This window comes from Neomicrococcus lactis, assembly GCF_014200305.1.
Lineage (GTDB): Bacteria > Actinomycetota > Actinomycetes > Actinomycetales > Micrococcaceae > Neomicrococcus > Neomicrococcus lactis.
The window spans coordinates 1223685-1247428 of the sequence record NZ_JACHBL010000001.1 but is presented as its reverse complement, the minus strand read 5'-3'; the positions used below and the strand labels follow the sequence as shown (position 1 = coordinate 1247428).

Below are 23744 nucleotides of genomic sequence, written 5' to 3'. Positions count from 1 at the left end.
AGCCTAATCTGTACACACATTCGTGCCTATAACCCGCGATTGAGGTAGTTACCTCAGGGCTTAGCGACCGCCGAACAAGCCACCCAAGATGGAGCCGAGGTCGATGCTGCCCGCGCTGGACTGAGTGTTGGCAGGCTGGCCTGCGCCGCTCTGGCCACGAGCACCCGCGAGCGGATCATTGCTGCTGACGTTTGGCTGATCGCCAAAGAAGCCGCCGTTTTGATCCGTCTCTTCAGCGGTCACGTTGGTCTGGGACGGAGCCGACTGCGTGGACTGTCCACCGCCAAGAAGGCCGCCCAAAAGGTCATCGAGCGGGTTGCTGGACGCCTGACCGCTCTGAGTGGTGCTCTGGCCAGCAGCAGTGCCGCCCAAGACGCCGCCCAAGAGACCACCGAGCAAATCGCCCAAGCCGCCGCCGGCACCTTGGCCCGCGTCCACTGGGGAAGAGGTGGCGCCGCCGCGCTCAGACCACTTCTTGGCGAGGTAGCTCAAGACAATAGGAGCGATGATCGGCAATGCCTTGCGGACGAGGGAACCCAAGTCCAGACCAGCGGCCGTGTTGGCGCCGGAGAGCTGGTTGGCCAGCAATTCTTCGCGATCGCCCAGCACGTGGTTCACGATCTTCTGGCCGTCCTGCGTATCGATGTCGCCGATGTTCACGGAGCCGCTGGCAAGATCACCGGAGTGATCAGAAAGGGCGCTTGCCAAGGAGTCGGCGCCTTCGGACGAACCAACGTTGGACTGCAGTCCCGCGAGAAGCGAAGGGACGGCGGCACGAATGGCTGCTTCGGCGCTTTGCTCGTCGACGCCAAGTGCTTGGGCAACCTGGTCCGTAGGGACAAGACTCAAGATGTCATTGAGTTCAGACATAATCATGATCTTTCTGTTGTCGAGTTACTGCTTCTTGCTTCAAACTTTCAACTCGTGTGGAACGTGATTTGTGTATCGCATATCACACCCCGCTAGAACTGAACACTAGCGGAGATCGGCAGATCGAGCGAACGCCAAACTTCGGACATAATGGGAAGGGCTTATTTTCGCGTGCAAAGGAGAATCGTGGACTACTGGGAAGATCTGGGTGGCATTCCGGCCGGCTCAGGACCGTCCGTAGTGACGATCGGCAATTTTGATGGCGTGCACCGCGGCCACCGTGAAGTGCTGAGCCGAGTAGTGGCAGAAGCAAAGAAACGTAACGCCACCTCGGTAGTTATCACCTTTGACCCGCACCCTGCCGTGGTGCACCGCCCGGACGCTGCGCCCAGCCAGATCATGGGTCTGGAAGACAAGAAGATCTTCATTGAGAGCGTGGGTGTCGACGCCCTGTTGGTCCTGCACTACTCGCTGGAATTCGCTTCGCAGACAGCTGAAGAATTTGTGACCCGTTATATCTCGGAGCCGCTCAACGCGTGCGCCGTAGTGGTGGGGCATGACGTACGCTTCGGGCGCGACAACGAAGGCGATTTCCGCCGCATGCAAGAACTCGGCAAGAAGCTGGGCTTCGATGTCATTGGCATCGACGACTTCGGCGAGGATCGCCGCTGCTCGTCCACTTGGGTCCGTGAGGCCTTGGCCGATGGCGAAGTTGAAGCTGCTGCAGAGATTTTGGGCCGCCCGCACCGCATGGTCGGCGAAGTCATTCACGGCGCCGCGCGCGGTCGCGAACTCGGTTTCCCTACGGCGAACCTGAGCCCGGAAGCCGAAGGCTTCATCCCTGCAGACGGCGTATACGCCGGCTGGCTGGTCGATGACAAGGGTCGCCGCTGGCCCGCAGCGATTTCCGTGGGCTCAAACCCCACCTTCGAAGACGTGCCGCGCCAAGTGGAAGCTCACGTCATTGACCGCACTGACGCGAAGGTCGAGGACTTCAACCTCTACGGCCAGCGCGTGGTGGTGGAATTCGTGCAGCGTTTGCGCCCCATGGTCGCTTACCGCGGCATCGAGGCGCTCATTGAGCAAATGACGGAGGACGTGGAGCGCACGCGCGACGTGCTGGCTCCCGGTCAGTAAGTGGAACCCACTTCTCGTCCCGCCGCAAACATCCCGCCACTTCCGCGTACGGCGCCGGATATTCGCGCGACTCACCGCGCCGAATTTGGCACCTCTTTCGGTGCCGGGGCGGGCGCTTACGCAAGGATACGTCCGGACTACCCTGGCGGCGTCGTACTCTTTCTGAAAAATTTTTTGGAGGACGACGACGCAGCTCGCCTCCCGCTGTCCACTCCCGAAACGCTTCCCGCCACTTCGCGGGCGGCGCTGGATGTTGGCGCGGGGACCGGAATTTTCTCGGCGCAATTGGCTGAGGCCGGTTTCCGGGTGACCGCTGTGGATCCTTCCGCCGAGATGCTGTCGGAAATTCCGGAGGCTCCTGCCGGAGCCGGCGAGAACGTAGTGGGGGAGCGCGTGGTAGCGCGCGGCGAGGAATTGCCTTTTGCCGCAGAGAGATTTGACCTCGTGACCTACGCCCAGGCCTGGCATTGGGTTGATCCGGTGCAAGCGAGCGCCGAAGCTGCCCGCGTGCTGACGCCGAACGGCGCGCTGGGACTGATCTGGAATCAGCTCGACGTCACCATTCCCTGGGTGCACAGGTTGTCTCGGATCATGCATGCCGGTGATGTGCACCGCCCGGACTTTCGCCCAGAAGTGGGGGAGCAGTTCGGTGAGCTGACCTCTTACGAGGAGCGCTGGGAGCAAGCGATGACGCCGGAAAGTATTATCGAGCTCGCGAAAACGCGGAGTTACTATTTGCGTTCTTCGGAAGCGATCCGCGCCAAGGTGGAAGCGAACCTGCGCTGGTACTTGTACGAGAATTTGGCGTTTGCGCCAGGCGGCGAGGTAGGGCTTCCGTACCATACGCACGCATGGGCCGCTCGAAAATGTTAGACTGAACGTTGGTGTCCGCTGCAGTCCGCGGTGGCGGCGCTTTTTTCATGTTCGCGGTACAAACTCTAGGAGAGTTTCATGGCATTGGATGCCGCAGTAAAGACTGCCATCATCAAGGAATACGCTACCCACGAGGGCGACACGGGTTCACCGGAAGTACAGATTGCTGTTCTTTCGCGCCGTATCTCCGATCTGACGGAGCACTTGAAGATGCACAAGCATGATCACCACACTCGTCGCGGCTTGATGGGCCTTGTGGGCCGTCGCCGTCGTATGCTCGGTTACCTCAAGGACACCGACATCGAACGCTACCGTGCGCTCATCGAGCGTCTTGGCTTGCGCCGATAAGTTGGCAATCGCTTAAGACCCGAGGCGGTATTTGATCCGGGAAATTCACCGTTTCGAATACCGCCTTTAGTCTTAAAAGGGCTTTAGGCTTGAATCGAAGCTAGTTCGCTAGTTTCGGCTCCTTAGAGCTCACAAAAATAAACACCGTGAGAGACCTAGCGGCAGGCAAACGCGGTCCTCGGTAGTGGCTTTCTGGACATTTCGCATCTGCGAAGTGGACCGGCGGGCCTCGATCGAAGACCAGTTGCCGATTGTTCCACTCGGGAACCGCAACGCTTAGGTGTCTCCACCCAACATGGAGGATTTTCACTTGGAAAACCCTGAACTTCAGTTCTCTGAGGCCGTTATTGACAACGGTCGCTTTGGACAGCGAGTTATTCGTTTTGAAACCGGCCGTTTGGCCAAGCAGGCAGCAGGTGCTGCCATGGTGACCATCGATGATGACACCGCACTTCTATCCGCAACCACCGCCGGCAAGTCCCCTCGCGAGGGCTTCGACTTCTTCCCACTCACCGTGGACGTCGAAGAGCGTATGTACGCAGCTGGCCGCATCCCAGGTTCGTTCTTCCGTCGCGAAGGCCGCCCATCGACCGAAGCAATCCTTGCCTGCCGTTTGATGGACCGCCCATTGCGTCCCGCCTTCGTCAAGGGTCTTCGCAACGAAGTTCAGATTGTTGTCACCGTGATGGCGATCAACCCTGACGAGTTGTACGACGTCGTAGCGATCAACGCTTCCTCGATGTCCACTCAGCTTTCCGGCCTTCCGTTCTCCGGTCCTATCGGTGGCGTTCGCGTTGCTTTGATCGATGACGGAAACGGTGCTCAGTGGGTTGCTTTCCCGAAGCACTCGCAGCTTGAAAACGCTGTGTTCGACATGGTTGTTGCTGGCCGTATCGCTGGCGACGACGTGGCGATCATGATGGTTGAAGCCGAAGCTACGGATAACTCTTGGACACTCATCAAGGAGCGCGGCGCTCAGGCTCCAACCGAAGAGGTTGTTGCTGAGGGTCTTGAAGCGGCTAAGCCGTTCATCCGCGTGTTGTGCGAGGCTCAGTCTGACTTGGCTTCCCGCGCTGCAAAGCCAGCCGTTGAGTTCCCAGTCTTCAAGGACTACGAACAGGACGCATTCGACGCTGTTGAGTCTTTGGCTGCAGCTCGCTTGACCGAGATCTTCTCGATCGCTGACAAGCAGGAGCGCGAAATCGCTTCTGACGCTTACTACCGCGAAGTTGCTGAAGAACTCGCTGGGGAAGGCAAGCCTTTCTCTGAGCGTGCTCAGGAAATCGCTAAGGCTTACGGCTCCGTCACCAAGAAGGTTGTGCGCCAGCGCATCCTTCGCGACCAGGTCCGCATCGACGGACGTGGCTTGGCTGACATCCGCCAGCTGACTGCCGAGGTTGAGGTTCTTCCTCGCGTGCACGGTTCCGCCATCTTCGAACGTGGCGAGACCCAGATCTTGGGCGTTACCACGCTCAACATGCTCAAGATGGAGCAGCAGATCGACTCGCTTTCGCCTGAAAAGACGAAGCGTTACATGCACAACTACAACTTCCCGCCATACTCCACCGGTGAGACCGGCCGCGTTGGTTCGCCAAAGCGCCGCGAAATCGGCCACGGTGCACTTGCTGAGCGCGCCTTGGTTCCAGTGTTGCCTTCGCGTGAAGAATTCCCATACGCCATCCGTCAGGTATCCGAGGCATTGGGCTCCAACGGCTCCACCTCGATGGGCTCCGTATGTGCTTCCACCTTGTCCATGCTCAACGCTGGTGTGCCACTGCGCGCACCGGTTGCTGGCATCGCAATGGGCCTTGTCTCTGACACGGTTGATGGCGAGACCAAGTACGCAGCATTGACCGACATCCTTGGCGCCGAAGACGCTATGGGTGACATGGACTTCAAGGTTGCCGGTACCTCCGAGTTCGTCACGGCTATCCAGCTGGACACGAAGCTTGACGGCATCCCAGCATCCGTTTTGGCTGCTGCTTTGAAGCAGGCTCGCGAAGCTCGCTTGCACATCCTCTCTGTCATCAACGCTGCGATCGACACCCCAGATGAAATGAGCGAATTCGCTCCACGCATCATCTCGGTCAAGATCCCAGTGGACAAGATCGGCGAGGTCATTGGCCCGAAGGGCAAGATGATCAACCAGATCCAGGAAGAGACCGGCGCTGACATCTCGATTGAAGATGACGGAACCGTCTTGATCGGTGCAACCGAAGGCTCTTCTGCTGAGGCCGCTCGTTCGATGATCAATGCGATCGCGAACCCACAGGTCCCAGAAGTTGGAGAACGTTACCTTGGTACTGTCGTCAAGCTGACCACCTTCGGTGCGTTTGTTTCCTTGACCCCGGGCAAGGACGGTCTGTTGCACATCTCCGAGCTTCGTAAGCTCGCCGGTGGCAAGCGCGTGGATGACGTTGAAGACGTTGTCTCCGTTGGCCAGAAGATCCAGGTTGAAATCAACAAGATCGATGACCGCGGAAAGCTCTCCTTGACTCCAGTTGTTGACCAAGATGCTTCCACCGAAGCAGCTTCCGGCAACGAAGAGTCCGCTGAGACCACCCCGGCAGCAGCTGAGTAAGGTCTCGTAACACTCAATGGCTATTGTTCCTTTGCCCCTCAGGGGCACCGGAATTGCCGATGCTACGGCGGGGCGGAACGTACTTGATTCAAGTGCTTCCGCCCCGATCGAAGCGGGCGATCCCACTCTGATTTATGGCGAGCCAGGCGGCTCGGTAGTTCGACGCTCCGTGCTTAACGGCGGCGTCCGAGTTCTCACCGAAGCGATGCCCGGTCAGCGCTCCGCAACCATTGGTTTGTGGATTGGAGTTGGTTCGCGAGACGAAGTGCCGGGCCAGTTTGGTTCCACGCACTTCCTTGAACATCTTCTGTTTAAAGGCACTGAGCGCCGTTCCGCTCTGGAAATTGCGCAGGCCTTTGACGAAGTCGGTGGTGAATCAAACGCCGCGACTGCCAAGGAATCCACGTGCTACTACGCGCGTGTGCTTGATTCCGATCTCCCCATGGCGATCGATGTCATCGCCGACATGATTACTTCCGCCAAGATCAATCCGGCTGACCTCGAGCAAGAGCGCGACGTCATCCTCGAAGAATTGGCGATGGACGCTGACGATCCTGGCGACTATGCGCACGAGCGATTCGTGGCCGCCGTCCTCGGTGACCACCCCTTGGGCCGCCCGATCGGCGGAACCCCTGAAATCATCACCGCCGTGTCCCGCGAGGACGTCCTCAAGCACTACGCGCGCAACTACGTGCCGTCAGAGCTGGTCATTACCGCTGCAGGTTCTCTTGATCACGACGATGTCTGCACACTGGTGCAGCAAGCGCTCGAACGCGGTGGTTGGGAACTCGACGAAGGCGCAGATCCTGCGCCACGTCGTCCGCAGGAGCCGGCCGAGATTCACGGACAGCACATGCTCGACGTTTACCACCGACCCGTAGAGCAAGCCCACATCATCATGGGCTGCCCGGGCATTGTGGCAACTGACGAACGCCGTTTCACTATGAACGTGCTCAACGCGATCCTCGGTGGCGGCATGTCCTCGCGACTCTTCCAGGAAATCCGCGAAAAGCGCGGCCTAGCGTATGCGACGTACTCTTTCTCAGCGGGCTATTCGGATGCCGGATACTTCGGCATGTACGCCGGTTGTGGCCCAGCAAAGGTTGAAGAGGCGATCTCGATTTTGGGACGTGAATTCGATCTTCTCGCCCAAGAAGGCGTCACGGAAGAAGAGCTCGCGAAGGCCGTTGGACAGCTGTCCGGTGGCTTGGTGCTAGCGCTTGAAGATCCAGGATCTCGCATGTCCCGATTGGGCACTGCCGAACTGATTCTTGGCGAATTCCGCGACATCGACGAGTCCCTCGAGCGTTTGCGTGCGGTGACGCGTGAAGACATTCAGGCATTGGCTCAAGAGCTCGCTGCTCGACCGCGCACCATTACCGTGGTGGGTCCGTTCAAGACCGGCAGCGAAATCGTTCCTGCCTAACTCGGCCTTTACCCGCCCGCAAACGGCGGCAGGATGTCCAGTACGTCGCTGTCTACGAGGATGCGGTTCTGATCTCGCTCGTTTTTGCCGTTGATCAGGAACGTGCTCTGACTAAGAACCCGGGCAAGTGACGGAATGCGCTGGAGCACCGGATGCCCATCGCCACCTACGGTCTCCTTGACCGTTTCCGGGGCACGGTGGGCGCTCAAGTATGCCAAGACGGCACCAAGCGTTGCCGATGATGGTGAGCCAGCGTCGTCGTAATCAGCAGTATTTTCAGACTGCAGTGACGACAAATCGAACTGTTCCTCTTTGGTGCCAGCGGCCGCGGCGGCCGCGGCGAAGTAGCGAATGCGCAATCTCAATCCTTGGGTAAATCGCGGGTCAATGTGTGGAAAGTCAGTCTGCGTTTGGAAAAACGGTCAGCTGGAAAATTCGAAGTTTGAGGCAATAGCTGCGTCTAGCCGCCGATGGCGCTCATGGAGCGATCTGGCCGGACAAATTCATCGCGGGCGATGCCCTCGTCGGCGCCATGCGCGCGCGGCTTGATCCACATTGCGTCTTTCCAGCGCTGCGCGAGTGCGGCATCGTCGGCGCCGCTGCGTAGGACGTCGCGGAGTTCGATCTCGTCCGATGAGAACAAGCAGCTCATGATTTTGCCTTCGGCCGTGATGCGCGTGCGCGTGCAATCGGCGCAGAAGGGCTCGGTGACGGACGCGATGATGCCCACGGTGCCGAGTTTTTGGCCGGATGCGTCCGTGACAATGAAGCGTTCAGCGGGAGCGCCATTGCGATGCTCGGGGGAGACTTTTAGATGGAATTCTTCGCTCAGTTGTTCGCGGATTTCGGCTGCGGTGACGAGGCCGTCGCGCACCCACTTCTTGTCTGCGTCGAGCGGCATGTGTTCGATGAATCGCAGTTCAAGCCCGCGCTCGAGCGCCCAGCGGAGCAACGGGCCGGCTTCGTGATCGTTGACGCCTCGCATGAGGACGGCGTTGATCTTGACCGGCGTCAGCCCAACTGCGAGCGCGGCATCGATGCCAGCGAGGACACGGGGGAAGTGGTCGCGGCGTGTGAGTTCGGCAAATACTTCTGCGTGGAGAGTGTCCAGCGAGACGTTGATGCGCGTGAGGCCAGCGTCTTTGAGAGCTTGAGCCTTCGTATCCAGGCCCACGCCGTTGGTGGTCATGGAGATGGGGAGGTCGGGGTGTTCGCTGCGGATCGCCGCGATGATGTCCACTAAGTCCTTACGGACCATTGGTTCGCCGCCAGTGAGGCGCAATTCGCGGATGCCGAGATCACGGACGCCCACGCGGACAATTCGCGTGACTTCCTCGAGCGTGAGGAGCTGTTCTTTCGCGAGCCAGGGGAGTCCGTCTGCCGGCATGCAGTAGGTGCAGCGGAGGTTGCATTTGTCGATGAGGGAAATGCGGAGGTCCGTTGCGCGGCGACCATAGCGATCAAGCAGTGCCTTCTCCTGATGTTCGGCTCGGGGCACCACAGATCCAACGGAGGCGTCGCTTGAGCTCGCGCCTGGAATCGCGGGGAGACCCAAATGAACAGTCATTCCTCGAGGTTACGCGAATTCGGGTCTAAAAGGAGAGGATTTAGCACTTGCTTCAGCATCTGCGGAAACATAGCCTGTAATCATGTCGCAATTGCGGATTTCTGAAGCCGCTATTTTCTTAGGTGTCAGCGATGACACGGTTCGTCGTCTGATCGATGGTGGGACGTTGACCGCCGATAAGGATGGGTCTGGCCGGACAGTGATTCCCGGTGCCGAGGTCGCGGCGCTCTTGCGCGAACGTGCGCGCCTGCCGAAAACCCAAACCGGTGTGCAATCCAGCGCCCGGAATCACTTCACGGGCATCGTGACGAAGGTGCGCGCGGATCAGATCATGGCGCAAGTGGAGCTTCAGTGTGGACCATACCGAGTGGTCTCTCTCATGAGCGCCGAGGCAGCGCATGAGCTGGGTCTGGAGCCCGGCTCCATTGCCACAGCCGTCGTCAAAAGCACCAATGTGGTCATTGAGTCGGCGGAGCAGGAGAAGGCGTGGTGATCTCGCGTTCTTCCGCAGCGATGGGCCGCAAGGTTTTGCAGTCAGCGGCGCTGGGGGCGGTAGGGCTTTGCGTCTTGACGAGTTGTGCTTTTGCGAGCGCACCATCGAGTGAGCACTCTTCAACGGGCCAAACTCGTTCGAGCACGCAAACAGTGTCTGGCGATGTCAGCGTCTTCGCGGCGGCTTCACTCACCGACGTTCTGGAAAAGCTTGAGGCAGCCTTCGAGTCTTATATCTCGGGAACTTCGACCAGCCCTGGAACGGCAACTAGTCCAGGAGCGTCATCGAGTCCGGGAACAGCAACCACGACTTCGCGCGTGAAGTTCATTTCCAACGTGGCCGGCTCGCAAAGCCTCGTTCAGCAAGTCAATGGCGGCACTATGCCGGATGTCCTCATCACCGCGGATGAAGCATCGATCGCAGCTATTGAGGACCAAGCCGCGTTCGAGAACAAGGGCATCATTGCCAAAAACACGCTGGTGCTGGTGGTCCCTCATGATTCTTCCCTCAACAGCATTGAAGACTTCATGGCCCACCTTTCGAGTGGGCAGGAACCTCGCGTCGCGCGATGCGCTTCAGATGTTCCATGCGGCCGCGCCACCCAAACCTTCGTGGACGCGCAAAAACTCAACCTCACCAATGTTTCCGAAGAATCGGACGTCCGCTCGGTGCTCTCGAAAGTCAGCAGCGGGGAAGTTGACGCCGGATTCGTCTACGCCACCGATGCCAAGAGTGCAGGGGAGAACGTCAAGACACTGCAACTACAAGACGCACCCACCAATACGTATTCGCTCCTCGTGAGAAAAGACGCGTCCGAAGCCGGGCGAGCCTTCGCTACATGGCTCACTGGCAAGGACACCCGGGCAATCTTCCAAGACGCCGGATTCGAGACGCCATGATGAAGACGCCCAAGATAGAGACGCCCATGGCACCGTCGAATACAGCAGCAGAGGTGCGATTGCCAACGATTGGGACGTGCACGACGACGCGCACTACATCGACCGCCACAGCGCGAGCCATGGAGCGGACCATGGAGCCCCATGTCTGAGAAGCTCCTCTTCCGCATCGCCACGCCTCATTGGCTCTGGATACCTGCTGGCCTAGCGCTCATCCTGCTTGCGGGTCCGCTCGTGGCGCTCACCGCCGTCGCCCCGTGGAGCCAGCTCGGTACCGTCCTGAGCGATCCCAAAGTGCAAACCTCACTGGGTCTCTCGCTGAGCACAGCAGCCGTCTCCACGCTTCTCTGCGTAGTGCTCGGTTTGCCCCTCGCGGTTCTTCTGCACAGACTGAGCGGCCTCGCGAAGAGCCTGATCTATGGCTTTCTCGTCATCCCGTTAGTGCTCTCCCCGGTGGTCTCAGGCTTAGCGCTCTTGTATTTCTGGGGCCGCCGCGGCATGTTCGGCGAGCTGCTCAACCACCTCGGCATCCAGGTGGGCTTCTCGCCCGTTGCCGTAGTGCTGGTTCAGGTCTTCGTGGCACTCCCGTTCTTCGTCATCGCTACCCTCGGCTCGCTCGAAAGCGTGGACAGCGACCTCGAACTCGCCGGCGCCAACGCAGGCGCCAACGCGCGCCAAATCCTCACCCACATCACTCTGCCGCTCGCTGGCGCCGGAATCCTCGGCGGCACGTTGCTCGCCTTCGCACGGGCACTCGGCGAATACGGCGCCACCATCACGTTCGCGGGATCCGTCGAAGGCCGCACGCGCACGCTTCCACTGCAGATTGAACTCGCACTGAACTCCAACAATCCCGAACAAGCACTCGGCATCGCCCTCATGCTGATCGCTATGTATCTGGTGGTCGTGATCGTGTCCGGCTGGGCGCTGCGCTTCGTGATGACTTCACGCTCCGGCGCCCCGGCTAGCTCGCGCGGCTAATATGGACGAATGGCCCAGAATTTTCGCCGCTCCGTCGCGCAGCATCGTGAGGAGATCCGCCGAATTTTCGCTAGCGTTCTCGCGCAACGCTCGGGACACGTCACTGAAGTCGTTTCGGTGTACGACGCCGCCGCTCGGCGCACGTCACAGCCTATCGTTGCGCCTACCTCGCTTCCCGGTTTCGATAACTCGCAAATGGACGGTTATGCCGTGCGTTGTGCTGACTTCACCGGTGAGTCTCAGACCCTGCAGTTCGCTCCGGTGATTCCTGCCGGAACTGCTCCGGCACCTCTTGAATCTGGTTTCGCGGCCCCCATCATGACTGGTGCCATGGTGCCTGCGGGAGCAGACGCCGTCGTACCCATTGAAGCCGTCATCGCTGCGACCGGTACCGACCCGCAGTCATTCCCCGACTTTTCCACGGACGACTACCTCGCTGGATCTACAGTGACTTTGCCACGGCCGCCAGCCGGACAGTTTGTGCGCAAGGCTGGCTCGGACGTCGCCGAAGGAACTCTTGTCATCGAGGCCGGCACCCGGCTGACATCGCGGCACATTGGACTGCTGGCGGCGCTCGGAATTCCCGAAGTCACCGTGGAGCGCATGCCACAAGTGCTGGTCCTCGTGACCGGCGATGAAGTGAAAACGCCGGGGGAGGCGCTAGCTCCTGGACAGATTTATGATTCGAACTCCGCCTTCTTGGTTGCCGCGCTTCGCGAAATCGGCATAGATCCCGTGCGTGTGAGCATCTCGTCAGACACGGTCGCCGAATTCGAGGCGCACCTCGACGCAGCACTTGCCCAATACCCGGACGCGCTCGCAGTCATCACCACCGGTGGCATCAGCAAGGGTGCGTTCGAGGTCGTTAAGGTGGCGCTGGAAGAGCGCGGGATCGACTTTGGATCAGTGGCGATGCAGCCTGGCGGCCCGCAAGGTTGTGGAGTCCTGCAAGGAGCAGATTCGACAGCTTCTACTCCGGTAGCGCTCTTGAGTTTTCCGGGAAACCCCGTGAGCACCGCTATCAGTTTTGAAATGTTTGTGCGCCCCATTCTCGTCTCGCTCTTTACCGAGTCCCACGCTGTGCGCCCGCGAGAGCTACGAGACGCCGTCTTGCGGCTCGACGGTGCGCAGAAATTCATCACCTCGCCTCGAGAGAAGTCTCAGTGGCGGCGCGGGATCGTCTCCAGCGACTCGGCGACGGGGGAGAAGCACGTGCGCTTGATTGGATCGGAGCAATCGCATTTGGTGTTTGCGCTGGCTCAAGCCAACGCGCTCGTGAGCATTCCCGAAAGTATTGACCAGGTTTCCGACGGCGAGATCGTCAAAGTTTTGATGCTTGAAGAAGGGTAAGAGGGTAGTGGAAGAACAACAATCACTGACTCATGTGAGGGCGGACGGCTCCGCGCACATGGTTGATGTTTCCGAAAAGTCGGAGACCACTCGCGTGGCACGCGCTGAAGCGATCGTGCGGACGCGGGGCGACGTCGTCGTACTCCTTGCTGAAGGAAATCTGCCGAAAGGTGACGCACTTAGCGTGGCCCGCATCGCCGGGATTATGGCGGCTAAGAAGACGCCCGAGCTGGTGCCGCTGTGCCATCCTCTACCGATTTCCAAGGTGACGGTGGACTTTGAGCCGAACGCCGCCGACGGCACCATTCGCATTGAAGCGCTCGTGAAGACGCGCGGCGTGACCGGCGTGGAAATGGAAGCGCTGACCGCTGTGAGTGTCGCCGCGCTTACCGTCTTCGACATGATTAAGGCTGTTGACAAGGCCGCCATCATCGACGGCATCCGTGTGCTCGCGAAATCCGGCGGCAAGAGCGGCGACTGGGAGGCGGGCGCATGACCGCGTGCGAGCCAGCGCCCGCGCCGCGCACCGCAGCGATCCTCATCGCCTCGACGCGCGCTGCAACCGGGCAATACGAGGACCAGACGGCACCTGTGGTGAGCGACTGGCTGGCTGAACACGGATTCATCGTGTCTGAACCGGTGATCGTTCCGGACGGGACACCCGTGGGGCAGGCGCTGCGAGCGCTCCTGCACGTTGAGCCGCGCGTCATCATTACGAGCGGCGGCACGGGCCTAGCTCCCGATGACAAGACGCCGGAAATGACCAGGCCGCTCTTGGATAAGGAAGTCCCTGGAATTGCTGAAGCGATCCGCGCTGCGGGGCTCTCGAAGACGCCGTACGCGGCGCTGTCCCGTGGGATTGCTGGCGTTGCTGGAAGCACGTTTGTGGTCAATCTTCCCGGTTCCCCGCGCGGCGTCATGGATGCGCTCGCAGTCCTGGATCCGCTGATCGGGCACATCTGCGAGCAGATCGAGGGCGGGCATGGTCACTGATTCTTCGTCTTCCATCCCCGCTTCCGCCGGCGAGGTTATTTTCTGCGGAGTTCGGGACACCCCCATCACGCAGGATGAAGCGTGGGACGCGGTGGAATCAGAAACCGCTGGCGCTGTGGTTACCTTCGGCGGAATTGTGCGTAATCACGACGGCGGGCGGAACGTACTGCGGCTGTCTTACACCGCGCACCCTGACGTGGATGCGCACCTAGCCGAGCTCATCAACGCGGTATCGGCGCGGCATCCGGGAACGCGACTGTGGGCGGCTCATCGGATTGGTGAATTGCAGATCGGCGACGCTGCGTTGGTGGCAGCGGCCGCGGCGGCTCACCGCGGAGAAGCGTTCGAGGCGTGCCGGGACCTCGTGGAAACCATCAAGCACGGCATTCCCATCTGGAAAGAACAGTTCTTCGCAGACGGCACCTCGGAGTGGGTTGGCTCAGCCTAAGTATTTACGTGGCGGACGTCCTTGTGTGACCAACCGTGCACGCGATTGACCATTGATTGAAACCTCGAAAGATAAAGTGGAACCTATGACCCCTCCTCTTAAAGTTGCCGTTCTTGGCGCGCACGGCCGAATGGGCAGTGAAGCCGTTACGGCCGTCAACAACGCCGAAGACATGGAACTCGTGGCAGCCCTCGGGAGCAAGGATTCGATTGAATCCGTTCTGGAAGCTGGCGCCACGCACATTGTTGACCTGACGGTTCCTGCTGTTTCCGAGGCCAATGTCCGCTTCGCAGTAGAGCACAATTTGCACGCCGTCGTGGGTACCACGGGCTGGGATGACGCCAAGCGTGCATCCTTGGAGGAGCTCCTCGCGCAGTACCCTGAGACGGGCGTTCTGATCGCTCCAAACTTTGCCTTGGGTTCCGTGCTCGCCACCGCTTTCGCTGCCAAAGCCAGCCAGTATTTTGAATCTGTGGAGCTCATCGAGCTGCACCACCCCAATAAGGTGGACGCTCCATCCGGCACGGCCGTCCGCACAGCGGAACTGATCGCGAAGTCGCGCACTGCCGCCGGCGTTGGCCTCAGCCCGGATGCCACCGAAACCTCGCTTGACGGCGCTCGTGGCGCCGATGTTGACGGCATTCGCGTGCACGCAGTGCGCTTGCGCGGGCTCGTGGCTCATCAGGAAGTTCTTCTCGGCGGCGAGGGCGAACAGCTCACCATCCGCCACGACTCGTACGACCGCGCATCCTTCATGCCGGGCGTCCTCTTGGGCCTGCGCACTGTCGCATCCCGCCCGGGTCTGACCTACGGACTCGACGGCTACTTGGATTTGGGGCTCTAAAGCGTGAAGACAAAAGTGTGGGTCGGTGCCATCGTTGCGCTGATGGTCTTGTACTTATGGGCCTCGTTCAGCTCCTCGCTCAGCTTCATTCAAGCTGAAGAGCCAACCGCAAAGATTATTGGCTACGCAGCGCTGATCTTGCCGATCGTTGGCACGTACATCCTGATTCGCGAGATCCTGTTCGGCACGCGCACCCAACGCATGGCGCGCATTCTGGAATCCGAAGGCCTCTTGCCAGAGGATGATCTGCCGCGCTCTCCGTCCGGTCGCATCGAAAAGGCCGCGGCTGATGCGGACTTCGAGCAGTACCGCGCGGAGGCGGAGGCGAACCCGGATTCGTGGCGCAGTTTGCACCGCTTGGCTTTGGCGTACGACGCCGCTGGCGATCGTAAGCGGGCACGCTCCGTGATGAAGGACGCCATTGGGTATTTTCTCTCTAGCCCGGATGTGGCTCGGAAGGCTTAGCGTTCGCGTAGACTCAGCCGGCCAGGCCCAGTAGGCACCGACTATGTCTGGAACTAACCTTATGCGTACGGAACTAACTGACGACGTATGGAACTATCCCCGGCGAGTTTTTGAGCCGGTGTCTTGACCAGATGCGAGGGTCGCGAGTGAGTGGATCATCCACTCCAGCGGCCCTCGCACTTGTTTTGCCTTCACGAAGACGCCGAAGAGAAGGGCGATCACTACCAGCAAGATCCAGCGATGAATCGGTTCCAGGGACGCGAAACCCGTGGAAAAGACGTCAAGGGCAACGATGTGGCCCACGTACAAAGTGAGCGTTGTAGTGCCAGCTCCGGCTAATGGCCATAGGAGTGCGTCGCCGACTTGTTTGAGACCTGTCTCCAGAGATCGGCAAAGGATGAGGCAGAGGCCCAAGACCAACAACGAGGTGCCGAGGGTGAGCAGCAGCTCCAGTTGCGTACCAGCGTGCGGCGCGGAGGAGATGAACCACCACGGAGTAAATTCGAGCGAGTTGAGTCCTTGACCTGAGACAAGGGCTGATTGAAGGTCTTGGCTCCTCACCTCGGCAGCCTCCGCGACGTGAGCCCAGTTTCGGTTCACGATGGTCCATGAGGCCAGGTATGCAACAAATGTCATCGCGAATCCCACACGGACAAGCTGCCAAGGCAGCCTCCATGAACCAGGGTTTTCGTGGAGCAACCGCCCCACCGCGAGCCCGGCTATGAGATACGTCGGCCAGACGATCAGCGGGTAGTAACCAGTGGCGAAGAGATCTGCCAGCAGCGTTTCCGGACGGAGGAGATCCATGAGGACCGGACCGGAAGTGCGGTACGGGGCAACATTGTCATAGGCCCACGCCCGGGCAAAAAACAGTGCGATGGGGGAGAGTAATAGCCACCCCGAACCCAGCCACAGCAATTGCTTGATACTGCATTGAATCAAGAGCAACGCCATGAGGAACAGCACGCCGTAGTGCACCAAAATGACGGCGATTCCGCTGGAGAACTCGCCGGCGAGGAACCCGAGAACCATGATGCTGAGCGCCCGAACGGCAATTGATTTTCGCGCTGCACTAAGGCTGGTGGGCGATGTACTTGCAGAATTGCGTGATGAGGATCTGCCAGCTTTGCCTTTGCTGGCGCTGTTTCGGGCTCTCCAAGCTCTAGCTGTAAGCAGCGCGAGGCCCACTCCGGCGAGCGTTGCAAAGAGTGCCGCGGACTTGCCCGCGAATAGGTACGCCACCCAGGTGGGTGTCTTTTCCGAGCCGCTCATATCCACGAGTGGCATCACGTGCGTGGCAAACATGCCGATCAGTGCGAGACCTCGAGCAACATCAACGCCGGTCAGTCTCGAGGTAGCCACATCACTACTGTAGTGAAGAATGCCGCCGTAATACGTCCCACAAGGGCGGCTCTGGTGCGGGAGATTGGAGGCGGTCCCGTGTAACGTTGGAGTCATGGCCGATTCTCAAACTTCTTCGATCAAGTACGACTACACTTTTGGCACCCTCTCGGTTGCGATGGTCACTCCGTTCACCACTGACGGTGCGGTTGACTACAACGAGGCTCAGAAGTTGGCGTCGAAGCTTGTCGATGACGGGTGTGATTCGCTGGTCGTCACGGGCACCACGGGTGAAACCTCTACCCTGACCGACGAAGAAAACCTCGGCATGTTCAAGGCCGTCCTTGAGGCTGTTGGTGACCGCGCGAAGGTGATTGCGGGAACTGGCACCAATGACACGGCCCACTCCGTGAGCTTGTCTAAGAGAGCTGCTGACTTGGGTGTTCACGGCCTGTTGATCGTGACGCCGTACTACAACAAGCCCAGCCAGGCTGGCGTTCAGGCGCACTTCGAAACCATCGCATCCGCCACGGATCTCCCCGTCATGGTCTATGACATTCCGGGACGTTCCGGCATCGCGATCAGCTCGGAAACCCTTATTCGCTTGGCCGAGCATCCGAACATCAAGGCCGTCAAGGACGCGAAGGCGGACTACCTCGCCACCACCCGCGTGATGGCCCAGACGGATCTCGACTACTACTCGGGAGACGACGGACTCACATTGCCTCTCATGGCAGCCGGCGCCGTAGGCCTCGTCAGTGTGACGGCCCACGTCGCTACGCAGCAGTACCGCCAGCTGGTTGACGCCATGCACTCTGGCGACCTTGCAACCGCTCGCAAGCTGCACTTCCAGCTTGACCCCGTGCAGCGCGCCATCATGACCCACATTCAGGGTGCTGTCGCTGCCAAAACTATTCTTCATCGGCAGCACGTGTTGCCGAACGCCGTGGTTCGGTTGCCGCTTGTGCAACCTTCGGACGCGGAACTACAACCCGTTCTGGCTGACCTACGTGAGGCCGGATGGGAGATCTAGAAAGGTAATTCTCTCGAATGACACAAACCGCTGCGGGTTTCGCCGACACCGGTCGCCTTAACGCGCCACCAAAGCTAGAAAATGGCACCATGCGCATCGTTGCGCTCGGCGGTCTCGGAGAGATCGGCCGCAACATGGCCGTCTTCGAGCTCAACGGAAAACTGCTCATCGTTGACTGCGGCGTGCTGTTCCCCGAGGAATATCAGCCCGGCGTGGACTTGATCCTGCCGGACATTTCCTACATTCACGACCGTCTCGAAGACATCGTCGCCGTCGTTCTGACGCACGGCCACGAGGACCACATCGGTGCGGTTCCATATTTGCTTCGTCTCAAGGCAGACATCCCACTCGTGGGCTCCCAGCTGACCCTTGCACTCGTGGAAGCTAAGCTTCAAGAGCACAAGATTCGTCCGTTCACTCTTACTGTGCGTGAAGGCGATGTGGAGCAGTTCGGCCCGTTCGAGTGCGAGTTCGCCGCGGTGAACCACTCGATCCCCGACGCTCTTGCCGTGCTCATCCGCACCGAGGCTGGTTCCGTTCTGCACACGGGCGACTTCAAGATGGACCAGCTCCCTCTTGACGGCCGCATCACTGACTTGCGCGCTTTCGCTCGTTTCGGCGAAGAAGGCGTGGACTTGTTCATGCCGGACTCCACGAACGCCGATGTCCCCGGCTTCACTACGGCCGAAAAGGAAATTGGCCCAGTACTTCAGGGCATCTTTGGCCGCGCGAAGCGCCGCATCATCGTGGCTTCCTTTAGCTCTCACGTACACCGCGTGCAGCAAGTGCTCGACGCCGCTCACATGCATGGCCGCAAGGTTGCATTCGTGGGCCGCTCGATGGTCCGTAATATGCAGATCGCCGAGAAGCTCGGCTACCTGCACGTCCCAGCGAATATCTTGGTTGACCTCAAGCACGTGGATCGCTTGCCGGACGAGCAAGTAGTCCTCATGTCCACGGGTTCTCAGGGCGAACCGATGGCCGCGCTTTCCCGCATGGCCAACGGCGATCACAAGATCCAGGTCAATGAAGGCGACACCGTCATCTTGGCCAGCTCGTTGATTCCAGGCAACGAAAACGCGGTCTTCCGCGTGATCAACGGTCTGATTCGTTTGGGCGCAGACGTTGTTCACAAGGGCAACGCGAAGGTGCACGTCTCCGGTCACGCATCGGCAGGCGAACTGTTGTACTGCTACAACATCCTCAAGCCAAAGAACGTCATGCCAGTGCACGGCGAAACCCGTCACTTGGCCGCCAACGGCAAGCTTGCCGTGGAATCAGGTATCGATCCCAAACGCGTGCTCTTGTGTGAAGACGGCTCTGTCATTGACCTCAAGGACGGCAACGCCCGCCTGGTGGGTCAAGTGGATTGCGGCTTCATCTACGTGGATGGCTCCAACGTTGGTTCCATCACGGATGATGACCTCAAGGACCGCCGCACGCTTGGCGAAGAGGGCTTCATCTCGGTCATCTCCGTGGTCAACCGTCAGACCGGCACGATCGTCTCCGGCCCAGACATCCACGCACGTGGCGTGGCTGAAGACGATTCCGTCTTTGATGAGATCAAGCCGAAGATTGCACAGGCTCTCGAAGAGGCTGTGACCAACAATCCGGACCACACCGCGCACCAATTGCAGCAAGTGGTTCGCCGCACGATCGGCACCTGGGTGGCTCGCAAATTGCGCCGTCGCCCAATGATCGTGCCGGTTGTTCTCGAGGTCTAGTCGCCGCTTGCATGCCCTGAGAGTTCGCTCGAAGGGCGTGTAAATTCGCGGAAATACTTGCCATCAGGGGTAGCGTGGCGCGTATGGCGACGCTTACTTCTAACGGTTCCACCAGAACCGCTGAGCGAAAAACACCAGCTTCTCGACAGGGGAACGCTGGCTCTTCGCGCGGCTCCACGTCACGTTCCGGCGCGAAAAATGCGTCGGGCTCAGGCGGGTCCGCGGGGCGCAGCACGTCATCCCGATCCGCGAAGGTGACTGAAATGCCCGCTGACCAGCATGATCTTCCATTGGTTTTGCGATGGATCCGATCCCTCTGGCTGGGCATAGCTCGAGTGGTGGGCGGTGCGTTCCGGCAGATCGGCCGAGACGTCCGTCCTGATCTTGACGTCCGCCGTGACGGCACCGCTCTGTTCCTCGTGGTCATTGCTGTCCTCATCGCTCTCGTCGAGTGGTGGGGATTGCGTGGCGTTGGCTGGTTCGGCCAGGGCGTTCACAACGTTGCCGCTGGCACGCTCGGCTGGATGGCCGTCGTCGTCCCGTTCTTCCTCTTCATTGGTGCTGCCCGACTCTTCCGTTACCCGGAGAATCACGCCGCCAACAACCGCATTGGCATCGGCCTCACGCTGGGCACCATCGCCGGCGCTGGCATCGCCCACGTCAACGGCGGCATGTTGTCCATCTCCGATTCCTTCTTGAATTTGCTTGAAGGTGGCGGCGTGGTGGGCTATCTCGCCACCGTTCCGCTTGGTGCGCTGATCACTAAATGGGGCGTTCTGGTCCTCAACATTGTGTTGGCGTTCTTGGCCCTTCTCATTGTCACAGCCACGCCTTTCCGCCACATTCCGCGCCGCTTGCGCGCGGGCTACGAGCGCATCATGGGCCAGAGCCCTGAGGACATCGAGAGCCGCCGTGCGCGCAGCGACTTGAACGGCGACGAAGCGCTCAACGCTGACGGCACGGAGCCGCACGATCAGTCTTACCTCTACGGCGACGACGCCAAGGATGGCAAGAAGCCGCAGAAGCCACGCAAGAAGTTCAAGTGGTTCGGCAAGGATTCTGACGACGACGACGCATCGATTTCCGCCGTCGACGGTGAGGTTACGCCGGCATATGACCGTGCCGTGATCGACGATCGCGACGACGACGCTCCCACCCAGGCCCTCAACGCGCGCCGTTCAGAGGCTCCCACGACGGTGTTGGGCCGTACGCCGAGAAACACGAAGGATTACGACGACGAAGCTTACGACGGCGCGAATGACTTCGAACATTCCGCTGGTGAGAGCGAAGACGAGGCTCCTGCAGCCCCTGCCATTCCGCCGGGAGTTCGCCGCCCCACGCGCGACGAGCAAGCGATGGAAGACATCAAGCGTCAGGTAGGGCTCGGCTCCGGTGCCGGAAATGCTCAGCCAAGCGCTGCGCAAGAGAGCAGCGAAGCGATCGCTGCGTCGCCGTCGTTCGGTCCTCCTATCCCGCAGCGCAGCGAGCAATTGCAGCTTTCCGGCGACGTCACCTACACGTTGCCAGGCGCTGAACTGTTGCCTACCGGTCCGGTCCATAAGGAACGTACGGAAGCCAACGACGCTGTGGTTGAAGCCCTGCAGGAGACCCTTCGCCAGTTCAAGGTGGATGCTACGGTTTCCGGCTTTAGCCGCGGCCCAACGGTCACGCGCTACGAGATTGAGCTCGAGCCGGGCACGAAGGTTGAAAAGGTTACCGCGCTGAGCAAGAACATCGCGTACGCGGTGGCTTCGAGCGACGTGCGTATCTTGAGCCCGATCCCTGGTAAGAGTGCAATCGGTATTGAAATTCCGAACGTCGACAAGGAAATTGTGGCGCTCGGCGACGTGCTTCGCTCCAACGCTGCCCGCAAGACTGATCACCCAATGGTGATGGGTGTGGGCAAGGACGTTGAGGGTGGCTTCGTGGTGGCAAACCTCGCGAAGATGCCGCACTTGCTCGTGGCCGGTGCAACCGGTGCCGGTAAGTCGAGCTTCGTGAACTCCATGATCACCTCGATCCTCATGCGTTCGACGCCTGACGAAGTGCGCATGGTCATGGTTGACCCGAAGCGTGTGGAACTGACCGCCTACGAAGGCGTCCCGCACCTCATCACGCCGATCATCACGAACCCCAAGAAGGCCGCCGAGGCGTTGCAGTGGGTAGTCCGCGAAATGGACACGCGTTACGACGACCTCGCGAACTTTGGCTTCAAGCACATCGACGACTTCAACAAGGCCGTGCGTGCTGGCAAGGTGCGTCCGCCAGCTGGCAGCCAGCGCGTCATGAAGCCGTACCCGTACCTTTTGGTGATCGTGGACGAGCTCGCCGACCTCATGATGGTGGCTCCGCGAGACGTGGAAGATTCGATTGTTCGAATCACCCAGCTCGCCCGTGCCGCCGGTATTCACTTGGTGCTTGCAACGCAGCGTCCGTCCGTGGACGTGGTGACTGGTCTGATCAAGGCCAACGTTCCATCCCGTATGGCGTTTGCGACGTCCTCTGTGACTGACTCCCGCGTGGTGCTGGATCAGCCTGGTGCCGAAAAGCTGCTGGGCCAAGGTGACGCACTGTTCTTGCCGATGGGCATGTCCAAGCCGATGCGTGTTCAGGGCGCCTGGGTCACAGAATCTGAAGTGCACGCCGTGGTGGAGCACGTGAAAACGCAGCTCCAGCCTGAATACCGTGAAGACATTGAGGTTCAAGCGCCGAAGAAGGAGATCGACGACGACATCGGAGACGATCTCGAGCTCTTGCTGCAGGCCACCGAGCTCATCGTGACCTCGCAGTTCGGCTCCACGTCCATGCTGCAGCGCAAGCTGCGCGTGGGCTTTGCCAAGGCGGGCCGCTTGATGGACTTGCTGGAATCTCGTGGCGTCGTGGGGCCGTCCGAAGGCTCCAAGGCGCGCGATGTGCTAGTCAAGCCGGATGATCTTCCTGCCGTGCTCGCCGCGATGAAGGGCGGGGACCCCACGTCGGTGTCCGGTCCCGCTGACGCGCGCGAAAGCGCTTTGGTGGATAACGCCAACGTCAACCACAACATTGCGCCGCGCGATTCGGGCGATGACTTCGACAGCGCCGAGACTACGGCTATCCCGTACGACGCCGTCGCTGCAGATCTCGATTCGCTTCCCGTTGTCGAGGAGTACTACGACGGGGACGACGACGGTGACAGCGAAGACGCGTGGAATCTGACGGGCCGATAGGCTGAGACTGTGACGAACCAAAACGTTCCCGCGGGGGAGCAGCAGAACACTGAACCGTCGGCTCTCAACCTTCCCAATATCCTGACGACGCTTCGCATCGTGTTGGTGCCGTTCTTCGTCTGGTTCTTGATTCTGGACGCGGAGCAGCGCGGTCCGTGGCGATGGTGGGCACTCGCAGTGTTCGCCGTGGCCATGTACACGGACAAGCTCGACGGCGATATTGCGCGGGCACGTGGATTGATCACGAACTTCGGCAAGGTCGCTGACCCGATTGCTGACAAGCTCCTCACGGGAGCTGCGCTCATCATGCTGTCCATCACGAACGACTTGTGGTGGTGGGTCACCATCGTGATCTTGGTGCGCGAGTGGGGCATTACCCTCATGCGCTTCATGATGCTGAACCGTGCCGTCATGCCAGCCAACAAGGGTGGCAAGCTCAAGACCGTTCTGCAGACCGTGGGTATCGCGATTCTCTTGCTTCCCATCAGCCACGACCTTTCGTGGCTCTGGTGGATCGGAACCATCATCATGCTGATCGCTATGGCGATCACGGTGGTCACGGGCATTGACTACGTGCGCCAGGCCATCAAGATCAGCAAGGACCAAACAGATGACCACCGCCCAGCCAACTGACGCTGCTCCTGAAGTACCTCGCGCGGACCAGTTCAGCGCAACTGAACTTGCGGCAGACGTGGTGAGCTGCGGCGTCGTACTCAAGAAAACCGTGGCAACTGCCGAATCCCTCACCGCGGGACTGGTCGCCGCCACCATCGCCGATATTCCTGGAGCATCCGCTGTCCTCCGCGGTGGTGTGGTGTCTTATGACAACGCGGTCAAGGCTGATTTGTTGGGCGTCTCGACTGACCTGCTGGCGGAGCGCGGGTCCGTGGATCCTCAAGTCGCTGAAGAGATGGCTGCCGGCGCTCGGGACAAGTGCGGCGCCGACTTCGGAATTTCCACCACCGGTGTTGCCGGACCTGATGCGCATGATGGGAAATCGGTGGGAACTGTCTACATAGGGTGGGCAGACGCCTCTGGCTCAGGTAGTGTGGAGCAACATTTCTCGGGGGACCGGGCCAGTATTCGGCGACAAAGCCGGGATGCCGCGCTCACCGTTCTCCGGGAACGTATGAAGTCTGGGAGTTTGCTAGCAAACTCGTAGTTGAGA

At 60.0% G+C, this 23744-nt stretch carries 23 protein-coding genes; 19 read left to right on the top strand and 4 right to left on the bottom strand.

All coding sequences use genetic code 11. The features are described from left to right. Window positions 1-60: 60 nt before the first annotated feature. A complete protein-coding gene (locus tag BKA12_RS05665; RefSeq protein WP_183641382.1) occupies window positions 61-870 on the bottom strand; it encodes a DUF937 domain-containing protein in 810 nt (269 codons plus the stop codon). Window positions 871-1056: 186 nt separating this feature from the next. Here BKA12_RS05665 and BKA12_RS05660 point away from each other — a divergent pair, with 186 nt between their 5' ends. The 5 genes from BKA12_RS05660 (at window position 1057) to BKA12_RS05640 (ending at window position 7235) form a co-directional block, all read left to right on the top strand. Beyond that, window positions 1057-2007 (top strand): bifunctional riboflavin kinase/FAD synthetase, encoded by a 951-nt coding sequence (locus tag BKA12_RS05660; RefSeq protein WP_338087440.1) that lies wholly within the window; start codon window positions 1057-1059, stop codon window positions 2005-2007. Then, the gene (locus tag BKA12_RS05655) at window positions 2008-2880 is read left to right on the top strand and encodes a methyltransferase domain-containing protein (RefSeq protein ID WP_183641379.1); all 873 of its coding nucleotides are present in this window, start codon (window positions 2008-2010) and stop codon (window positions 2878-2880) included. It begins immediately after the preceding gene. 78 nt (window positions 2881-2958) lie between these two features. Further along, window positions 2959-3228, top strand: coding sequence for a 30S ribosomal protein S15 (rpsO, locus tag BKA12_RS05650; RefSeq protein WP_183641377.1), 270 nt, complete (start codon window positions 2959-2961; stop codon window positions 3226-3228). A 310-nt stretch (window positions 3229-3538) separates the two neighbouring features. After that, entirely contained in the window at window positions 3539-5809 is a 2271-nt protein-coding gene (locus BKA12_RS05645; RefSeq protein WP_183641375.1) for a polyribonucleotide nucleotidyltransferase, read from the top strand. Window positions 5810-5825: 16 nt separating this feature from the next. After that, the gene (locus BKA12_RS05640; RefSeq protein ID WP_183641372.1) at window positions 5826-7235 is read left to right on the top strand and encodes a M16 family metallopeptidase; all 1410 of its coding nucleotides are present in this window, start codon (window positions 5826-5828) and stop codon (window positions 7233-7235) included. Between the two features lie 8 nt (window positions 7236-7243). Here BKA12_RS05640 and BKA12_RS05635 read toward each other — a convergent pair whose 3' ends face one another. Together BKA12_RS05635 and moaA are read right to left on the bottom strand one after the other, a co-directional pair. Further along, window positions 7244-7594, bottom strand: coding sequence for a MoaD/ThiS family protein (locus BKA12_RS05635; protein ID WP_183641370.1), 351 nt, complete (start codon window positions 7592-7594; stop codon window positions 7244-7246). 101 nt (window positions 7595-7695) lie between these two features. Continuing rightward, window positions 7696-8802, bottom strand: a complete 1107-nt coding sequence (gene moaA, locus BKA12_RS05630) for a GTP 3',8-cyclase MoaA (RefSeq protein WP_183641368.1) — start codon at window positions 8800-8802, stop codon at window positions 7696-7698. An 82-nt stretch (window positions 8803-8884) separates the two neighbouring features. Here moaA and BKA12_RS05625 point away from each other — a divergent pair, with 82 nt between their 5' ends. From BKA12_RS05625 to BKA12_RS05585, 9 genes are all read left to right on the top strand, one after another. After that, on the top strand, window positions 8885-9295 hold the full coding sequence (locus tag BKA12_RS05625) for a TOBE domain-containing protein (protein ID WP_183641366.1): 411 nt from the start codon (window positions 8885-8887) through the stop codon (window positions 9293-9295). Then, window positions 9289-10194 carry a molybdate ABC transporter substrate-binding protein gene (gene modA, locus BKA12_RS05620; RefSeq protein ID WP_183641364.1) on the top strand — a complete coding sequence of 302 codons (906 nt, stop codon included), beginning with the start codon at window positions 9289-9291 and terminating at the stop codon, window positions 10192-10194. Before BKA12_RS05625 ends, modA begins: the two co-directional genes overlap by 7 nt. Before the next feature lie 141 nt (window positions 10195-10335). After that, complete coding sequence (locus tag BKA12_RS05615) at window positions 10336-11172, top strand: ABC transporter permease (protein ID WP_183641362.1); 837 nt, start codon at window positions 10336-10338, stop codon at window positions 11170-11172. Window positions 11173-11181: 9 nt separating this feature from the next. After that, window positions 11182-12522, top strand: a complete 1341-nt coding sequence (locus BKA12_RS05610) for a molybdopterin molybdotransferase MoeA (protein WP_183641360.1) — start codon at window positions 11182-11184, stop codon at window positions 12520-12522. A 58-nt stretch (window positions 12523-12580) separates the two neighbouring features. Next, window positions 12581-13018: a cyclic pyranopterin monophosphate synthase MoaC gene (moaC, locus tag BKA12_RS05605; protein ID WP_183644627.1), complete on the top strand. Its 438-nt coding sequence runs from the start codon at window positions 12581-12583 to the stop codon at window positions 13016-13018. Next, the gene (locus tag BKA12_RS05600; RefSeq protein ID WP_183641358.1) at window positions 13015-13515 is read left to right on the top strand and encodes a MogA/MoaB family molybdenum cofactor biosynthesis protein; all 501 of its coding nucleotides are present in this window, start codon (window positions 13015-13017) and stop codon (window positions 13513-13515) included. The genes moaC and BKA12_RS05600 overlap by 4 nt, the downstream gene beginning before the upstream one ends. Beyond that, window positions 13505-13963, top strand: a complete 459-nt coding sequence (locus tag BKA12_RS05595; protein WP_183641357.1) for a molybdenum cofactor biosynthesis protein MoaE — start codon at window positions 13505-13507, stop codon at window positions 13961-13963. The genes BKA12_RS05600 and BKA12_RS05595 overlap by 11 nt, the downstream gene beginning before the upstream one ends. Before the next feature lie 85 nt (window positions 13964-14048). Then, a complete protein-coding gene (gene dapB / locus BKA12_RS05590; RefSeq protein ID WP_183641355.1) occupies window positions 14049-14807 on the top strand; it encodes a 4-hydroxy-tetrahydrodipicolinate reductase in 759 nt (252 codons plus the stop codon). A gap of 42 nt (window positions 14808-14849) precedes the next feature. Continuing rightward, window positions 14850-15272 carry a hypothetical protein gene (locus BKA12_RS05585; RefSeq protein WP_221228227.1) on the top strand — a complete coding sequence of 141 codons (423 nt, stop codon included), beginning with the start codon at window positions 14850-14852 and terminating at the stop codon, window positions 15270-15272. Between the two features lie 93 nt (window positions 15273-15365). On the opposite strand, the gene BKA12_RS05580 is transcribed toward BKA12_RS05585, so the two are convergent. Continuing rightward, window positions 15366-16634: a heparan-alpha-glucosaminide N-acetyltransferase domain-containing protein gene (locus BKA12_RS05580; protein WP_183641351.1), complete on the bottom strand. Its 1269-nt coding sequence runs from the start codon at window positions 16632-16634 to the stop codon at window positions 15366-15368. A 94-nt stretch (window positions 16635-16728) separates the two neighbouring features. Between BKA12_RS05580 and dapA the strand changes: the two genes are divergently transcribed. The 5 genes from dapA (at window position 16729) to BKA12_RS05555 (ending at window position 23738) form a co-directional block, all read left to right on the top strand. Continuing rightward, window positions 16729-17646 (top strand): 4-hydroxy-tetrahydrodipicolinate synthase, encoded by a 918-nt coding sequence (gene dapA / locus BKA12_RS05575; protein ID WP_183641349.1) that lies wholly within the window; start codon window positions 16729-16731, stop codon window positions 17644-17646. Window positions 17647-17663: 17 nt separating this feature from the next. Then, a complete protein-coding gene (locus tag BKA12_RS05570) occupies window positions 17664-19370 on the top strand; it encodes a ribonuclease J (RefSeq protein ID WP_183641347.1) in 1707 nt (568 codons plus the stop codon). 263 nt (window positions 19371-19633) lie between these two features. After that, complete coding sequence (locus BKA12_RS05565) at window positions 19634-22576, top strand: FtsK/SpoIIIE family DNA translocase (protein WP_246361610.1); 2943 nt, start codon at window positions 19634-19636, stop codon at window positions 22574-22576. 9 nt (window positions 22577-22585) lie between these two features. Next, window positions 22586-23209, top strand: a complete 624-nt coding sequence (gene pgsA / locus BKA12_RS05560) for a CDP-diacylglycerol--glycerol-3-phosphate 3-phosphatidyltransferase (RefSeq protein ID WP_183641343.1) — start codon at window positions 22586-22588, stop codon at window positions 23207-23209. Next, window positions 23187-23738: a CinA family protein gene (locus BKA12_RS05555; protein WP_183641341.1), complete on the top strand. Its 552-nt coding sequence runs from the start codon at window positions 23187-23189 to the stop codon at window positions 23736-23738. Before pgsA ends, BKA12_RS05555 begins: the two co-directional genes overlap by 23 nt. The last annotated feature ends 6 nt before the right edge of the window (window positions 23739-23744 follow it).